Origin of the sequence: Burkholderia sp. BCC0322 (genome assembly GCF_902833045.1) — a bacterium.
GTDB lineage: Bacteria > Pseudomonadota > Gammaproteobacteria > Burkholderiales > Burkholderiaceae > Burkholderia.
On record NZ_CADFDU010000035.1, the window covers coordinates 1 to 4,752 of the forward strand.

The 4,752-nt window shown below is 58.2% G+C and carries 2 protein-coding genes and 4 pseudogenes; 3 read left to right on the plus strand and 3 right to left on the minus strand.

What is annotated here, in order from left to right:
• Both HWX39_RS35990 and HWX39_RS35610 read left to right on the plus strand, forming a co-directional pair.
• A partial coding sequence (locus HWX39_RS35990) for a DDE-type integrase/transposase/recombinase (protein WP_208458864.1) occupies window positions 1-261 on the plus strand: 261 nt, incomplete at its 5' end.
• A gap of 1,243 nt (window positions 262-1,504) precedes the next feature.
• Window positions 1,505-2,089 (plus strand): annotated as a pseudogene (locus tag HWX39_RS35610) (IS6 family transposase); the annotation flags it as partial.
• A 21-nt stretch (window positions 2,090-2,110) separates the two neighbouring features.
• Here the strand turns inward: HWX39_RS35610 and HWX39_RS35615 are convergent.
• Window positions 2,111-3,131, minus strand: a pseudogene (locus tag HWX39_RS35615) (IS481 family transposase).
• Window positions 3,132-3,171: 40 nt separating this feature from the next.
• On the opposite strand from HWX39_RS35615, the pseudogene HWX39_RS35620 reads away from it, so the two are divergent.
• Window positions 3,172-3,345: pseudogene (locus HWX39_RS35620) on the plus strand (IS3 family transposase); the annotation flags it as partial.
• A 297-nt stretch (window positions 3,346-3,642) separates the two neighbouring features.
• Here HWX39_RS35620 and HWX39_RS35625 read toward each other — a convergent pair.
• Together HWX39_RS35625 and HWX39_RS35630 are read right to left on the minus strand one after the other, a co-directional pair.
• The gene (locus HWX39_RS35625; RefSeq protein WP_175972133.1) at window positions 3,643-4,440 is read right to left on the minus strand and encodes a DUF1835 domain-containing protein; all 798 of its coding nucleotides are present in this window, start codon (window positions 4,438-4,440) and stop codon (window positions 3,643-3,645) included.
• Between the two features lie 179 nt (window positions 4,441-4,619).
• Window positions 4,620-4,752 (minus strand): annotated as a pseudogene (locus tag HWX39_RS35630) (IS3 family transposase); the annotation flags it as partial.

The following is a 4,752-nucleotide window of genomic DNA, read 5'->3' on the forward strand; positions in this document are numbered from 1 at the left end:
GGCGTGAACGTCGAACATCGACAGCACAAAGGCTTGAACAACCGAGCCGAGAATTCGCACTTGCCCACTCGGGTGCGCGAGAAGGTGATGCAGCGCTTCAAATCAGCACGCCAGCTGCAACGATTCGCTTCGGTCCACGGGCAGGTGTCGAATCTGTTCATGGGATGCCGTTACAACCGTAGCGCGCAGTGCCAACGCGAAGCCCGCGCCCAAGCTTACTCCGCTTTGGATTGGGCTTCGAGCGCTCGTATGGCCGCGTAAGTCGAGCGACTTTCGTCCGGCACCGACCTTCTCGTCCGCCTCGCGAACAACTTGACAGCACCTTCGAGCGTGTAGCACAACTGCCCCCCCGCGTAACCACCACCCAGCATATGCCAGTCCGCCAACTCCTACGCCTACTCACCCCCGCCGTACTCGGTTCCCTCGCTATCCTTACTACCGACGCCTCGGCCGCGATAGTCTCCCTCGCTGGCCTAGCTCCCGTCGACTCCCGCAAAGGGACCGTCCTAAGCGGCCGTCAGATCCATACCACAGAGGACGCCCTATGTGGGGCCGTCGGGGAATGCATCCTTACGGAAATCGAAGGCGCTCGCGACTGCAACACTGGCGCCTCCCCGGGCCAGCTGTCCCAACCCCAACCGTGCGTCCCGGGTACGCTCGTACAACTCCTCATCAACGGTGTCGTTCAGCAGACCGGCAAGCTCGCCGTGCCCATCAACCTGCGCATCCGTCCGCTGAAGGTAGTGATACAGCTACTGAGCGACGGCACTACTCGCCCGGCCGACCTAGGGCACGCCGAGTTCACGCACCCTCCCCCGGTTTATCGGCTCCATTACCGATCCGGCATAACCAGCACAATCAACCTCCGTTTCTCATTAAAGGGCATGACCTCGACGTGTAAGCTCAAAAACACTTCCGTACAACTACGTCCCGTCCTGGCCAGCGACTTTAACGCGCCTGGGGCCGTCAGCGGTGAGATGCACTTCGAGATCGTTCTGGAATCCTGCCCGTCTGGGCCCACTGCTGCGGATTATATCGTGTACTCGAACCCGCCCGCACCCGACACTTCCGTGCTGCCCGCCGACCAAGGGTCCTCCGCATCAGGGATTGCGATCTCTGTCGTCGATTTGAACTACAATCCCCTGCCACAAATAGTGCCGATCCCATTCACGTACACTCCGGGAGTGATCCGGATCCCACTAAAGGCGCGATACGTCAGTACCTCGCAGTCTATCAGACCGGGGACGCTAAAATCATCTCTCCAGTTCTTGGTAAATTACAAATGATCGGGGTGCTGTCAAGTTGTTCGCGAGGCGGACGAGAAGGTCGGTGCCGGACGAAAGTCGCTCGACTTACGCGGCCATACGAGCGCACGAAGCCCAAGCGGAGTAAGCTTGGGCGCGGGCTTCGCGTTCGCACTGCGCGCTACGGTTGTAACGGCATCCCATGAACAGATTCGACGGTGCTGTCAAGTTGCCGCGGCAGTCAGGCGGTAAAATGCGGCATGAAGAAAAACACCGCGCCTACCTTGCCGCCGACAACCGCGTCGATCTCGTTCAAAGGCTATCGATTTCCGCCGGACATCATCAGCTACGCCGTATGGCTGTACTACCGCTTCCCGCTGAGCTTGCGCATGGTCGAGGAGCTGCTGGCCGCGCGCGGGATCGATCTCACGTACGAGACGGTGCGCAGTTGGGCGAAAACATTCGGTCTGGCGATCGCCAGGCGCATTCGTTCGACGGCGCCGAACCGCGGTGACAAATGGCATCTGGACGAAGTGGTTGTGACGATGAGAGGCAAGAAACACTGGCTGTGGCGGGCCGTCGACCAGCACGGCGCGGTGCTCGACGTGCTGGTGCAAAGCCGTCGCGACAAGGCGGCGGCCAAACGGCTGATGCGCAAGCTGCTCAAGCGCCATGGTCGGCCACGGGTGATCGTGACGGACAAGCTGCGCAGCTACGCAGCAGCGAATAAGGAGCTCGGCGTGAACGTCGAACATCGACAGCACAAAGGCTTGAACAACCGAGCCGAGAATTCGCACTTGCCCACTCGGGTGCGCGAGAAGGTGATGCAGCGCTTCAAATCAGCTGTGCGATTCGCAGACATCGTTTCACTTTCTTGAAGGTCGTTTCTGTGGCGCGTCGGAACCCGTGGCGCCGATAGGAGACACGGGTTCCGACGCGCGCCGATGATGTTCGCCGAGGATCTTGTCGACCCGCCATTCGCGGTGCCGAATTCGCTCTTTCCGCTCGTCGTACGCACTTACCACCTCGTCCGCGAGAGGTGTGATTTCACCCAGCTCCGCAATGCGGTCAACAGGAGTCTTCCCACCGAGTGAGCCGTGTGGCCGACGCCAGTTGTAGTCGAAGCCAGTTGTAGTCGAACTGCCACTCTTCGATTCGCAAGTCGATTGCCTGCTCTGTCGGAGCATGGTGGAACCAGAACTCGTTCAGGTCAGTAAGCGGCGAGCGTGGTGGAATTGGCCGGAACTTGATGTACTCGCTCATCAGGCGCCGCTGCACAGATTCAGCGAAGAACTCGCCGCCGCGGTCGGTCTGGATACGTTGAATCGGAAACGGCATCTCCTCGATGACACGATCAAGGAAAAGCAGCGTATTTCGAGCATTTCTTCGAGGGTAGACGGCCAGTACACGAAACCGTGAACAGTCATCGATGGCTGTGTACTGGTAGACGCCTCGCGCAATCTTCATCGTGTCCATCTGGACGCGGTCTCCGGGCACCGGACGACTGTAGCGCCTCGGTTGTACCGGCCTCCTGGGGCGAACCAACGGCTTCACGGTCGCTTCGCACAGAACCTTATGAATGGTCGCGAGGGATAGTTCTCTTTGCTCGTGCAGACGCAATTCGTTCTGAATCCGCCGTGCACCCTTGCGCTCAGCCCGCAGGCGAAGAATCGTTGCCCTATCTGCGTCAGAGACCTTTCGATTCGGGCTGGTCAGAGGGCCACGGCTTTGAGAACGAAGACCGTCCTCTCCCGCTTCCTGGTAGCGGCGCAGCCACTTGCGAAGCGTTGGCCTAGAGATGCCACAACGCGTGCACACGAGACCGGCATTGCCGGTCTCGTGATACATGCGCACCCAACGTAATCGTGCGGCGATCTCACGGTCCATCGCCTCATTCTAGTTGAAACGATGTCCATGAATCACACACCTGAAGAATGAACTGGCCTATCATCAACGCTTCGCCACGCGCGAGCAGGCACGCCTGGCGATCAGCGAATACATCGAAATCTTCTACAACCGGCAACGTACGCAGGCGCGTCTGAACTACCAATCGCCTGTCGCGTTCACGCAGCGTTTCTATCTGAATCAGATCGCTGCTTAACTCTTTGGCCTCTACGAATTCCGTCTGACCTCATCTGCCGACATCAAGATCCCGAAAGCCGCATCTCGATCTAAGTCGCTGATTTTAATGCGAAATCGATAGTTAGATCGAGGGCGGCACGAAGCGCTGGAGATCCAGCCGATTCGGCACCATGTGCTCGACGATCACCGCGACGCGGTCGTCGCGTCCGAACCAAAGTCAATGGGCCCTTTGCGGAAAGGGCCGGCGGCCATTGCGTCGATCTGACGATCGCGCCGTCGCTCCGCAGTCGAATGCGCCGGACATGGATGATATGTTCTAAGTCAGGGCGACTTTCGGTGCTTGTGGTTCGAGGCCTGTTTGCGGAGTAAAGACCACTCGGCCAGCTTGTCGCAAGATGTCCAGCCGCCAGAATAGGAAATTGCTTGCCACCATACTTGGGTATTCGCCGATGATTTCTCCCACCACAAGGCCCGCAGACTGTGGGCCCAGCTCGGCTAGCTTGGCAACCAGCCGACCATCCAGATAGTCGGGAGGGTACTCCACAACTTGACCAGTGGTACCGGTTTCCCGCCAACCTTGCCCGTGCCCTTTCCAGTACGTCCATTGCTCCCTAAGCGCAATGCGTTCGCCATCGGTCAGCGGTCTGGGCATCAACTGCAATAGCGCTTCAGGCGGACATGTAGCTACAGCGTACTGTCCTTCGTGCTGACAGGAGACTTGCCCCGTGATATCGACGACCGATAGCGCCGTCTGCGGGGGAGTGAGGCTGGCGATCATCGCCAGCACAAGCTTGTCGTGAGCATTGTTTCCCATCCATACGACAACCGGTTCAGGCGAAGCGAGTACGGATAGCAGGCAGCTTTGGCATTTTGCTTGGTGCTTCAGTAGGTCCGTTTCGTATTCGTCACTATCAAACCACCACTGTGCTCGCCAGATTGCTTTCCACCAAGCGGTACGTTGCGGCGCAACGAGTTGGTCAGCATCCGCCAGCGGCCCCATACTGAAATCGTCTAGAATTGCGACTATCGGGTTGGACTGCCCCAGCAAGCGGTTTCGCTGTTTGAGGTTACCTGCAGCGCCGTTGCAGCAGGCAATTAAACGAGAGGTAGGCATAAGTTCGCGTTACGAGGGAAGTTCATCTACTCTCTGACCGTCGGAAACACAAAATGTATATGACGTCCAACGGTAAGTTCGTAAGCACCTGATACAGACTATTCTAGCATTGGAACTCAGCGGTAACTTTTGGAAAAGCGTGAGCTTCCCCCGGTTTTTCGCCTTCCAACGGTCCCTAGTTATGCGGCGGCGTCCTTGGTCTGCTGAGCTTTGATCCAGTCCCGAAGGAACCGCTCCGGAGAAACAAAGCCGAGCGATGAATGACGACGACTGCGGTTGTAAAACACTTCGATGTATTCGAACAGATCGGCC

Coding starts and splice junctions, on each gene's coding strand:
- HWX39_RS35625 (WP_175972133.1), bottom strand. CDS start 4,440: ATGCCTACCTCTCGTTTAATTGCCTGCTGCAACGGCGCTGCAGGTAAC.